This is a genomic window from Streptomyces sp. NPDC012510, from assembly GCF_042955065.1.
GTDB lineage: Bacteria > Actinomycetota > Actinomycetes > Streptomycetales > Streptomycetaceae > Streptomyces.
Map to the genome: position 1 here is coordinate 1 of NZ_JBIBEN010000074.1, position 1,699 is coordinate 1,699.

General features: G+C 67.2%; 1 protein-coding gene. It reads left to right on the plus strand.

Features of this window, described 5'->3' with window-relative positions; all coding sequences use genetic code 11:
• Positions 1–170: 170 nt before the first annotated feature.
• Positions 171–1,661, plus strand: a complete 1,491-nt coding sequence (locus ACFY9I_RS42365; protein WP_391012842.1) for an ISL3 family transposase — start codon at positions 171–173, stop codon at positions 1,659–1,661.
• The last annotated feature ends 38 nt before the right edge of the window (positions 1,662–1,699 follow it).

The following is a 1,699-nucleotide window of genomic DNA, read 5'->3' on the forward strand; positions in this document are numbered from 1 at the left end:
GGTTCTGTCGACGATCTTGTGATCCGGACGGTTGAGCGGGGTGTGCCGACTGTTCGCGATCATGCATCGGGTGCTCTCGTGATGTGCTCCTGGAGTTGTTCCCGTACCTGTCCGCGCTGCTGATCGAGGAGATCGAGCGACGGCCGGACAAGGTAGTACTGCGGGCACGAGTGCGGTCGACGACGGGGGCCTGCCACTGCGGTCATAGCTCGTCTCGGGTGCACGGCGGGTATGTACGCACGCTGCGTGATGCCGCTGTGGGCGGTCTCGGTGTCGTGATCGAGTTACACATACGTCGCTTCCGCTGTGAGAATCCCGCCTGCACGGCAGTGACGTTCGCTGAGCAGATCGCGGGGCTGACGACTCCGCACGGCCGCTATACCCCTTTGCTTCGCGGGCTGCTGATGCAGATCGGGTTGGCGCTGGCCGGCCGGGCCGGGGCCCGCCTGGCGGCCGCGGTCGGCATCACCGTGGGCAGGGACACCCTGCTGCGGATGGTCCGGGCTCTGCCCGAGCCGGAGATCGGCGAGGTTGAGGTGCTTGGTGTCGACGACTTCGCCTTCCGCAAGGGCCGCCACTACGGCACGGTGCTGATCGACATGGCCACCCATCGGCCGCTGCATCTCTACGACGGCCGCGAGGGCGAGGACCTGGCCGCCTGGCTCCAAGGCCATCCCGAGGTGAAGGTCATCTGCCGGGACCGCTCCAGTGGTTACGGGGAGGGCGCGCGGGTCGGGGCGCCACAGGCCCAGCAGGTCGCGGACCGATATCACTTGTGGGCCAACCTCGGCCAGGCGGTTGAGAAGACGGTCAACGCCCACCGCTCCCGCCTGGCAGAACCGCTTGCCGGAGCGGAAGACGGCCCCGGCCACCCGGAAGCGGAGCCCGAGGTGGTGCAGCCGTCGAAGGAGCTGAAGATCGTGACCCGGCTTCGGGAGCAGCATGCCGCCGCCCACGAGCTGTGGACCCAGGGGATGTCGAAGGCGGCGATCGGCCGGAAGCTCGGGCTGCACCAGGCCACGGTCCGCAAGCTGGTCAACGCCCGCTCCGCTGATGATGTCGTCGCCAAGAGCCTGCAACGGGCGCATGTCGTCGACCCGTACGTCGGCTACCTGCACCGACGCTGGAACGAAGGCATAAGAAATGCCGCACAGCTCCACCGGGAGATCCAGAAGCTCGGCTACCCCGGAGGCGAGCTGGCTGTCCAGCGTCATCTGCGGCGCTACCGCACCGGGCGCGGACACGCACCCGCCGTCGGCCCCAAGCCTCCCTCGGTCCGCGAGGTCACCTCATGGATCATGACCCATCCCGAACACCTCGGCGACGGCGATGCCGACAAGCTGCACCGCCTGCGTGAGCGTGACCCCGAACTGGACCGGCTCACCGGCCACGTCAGGAAGTTCGCCGTCATGATGACCGCACGCCACGGCGACCGGCTCGAGGAGTGGATCGCCGGCGTCGAGCACGACACCATGGCTCCACTTGCGGGCTTCGCCCGCAACCTCCGCCGCGACTTCGACGCCGTCCAGAACGGTCTGTCCCTGCCACATAGTTCAGGCGCCGTTGAAGGCAACATCAACCGGCTGAAGATGCTGAAACGCCAGATGTTCGGCCGTGCTGGCCTCGATCTCCTTCGCAAACGCGTTTTGCTGGCACGGTGACATCCTCCGCACCGGATCACAAGATCGTCGACAGAACC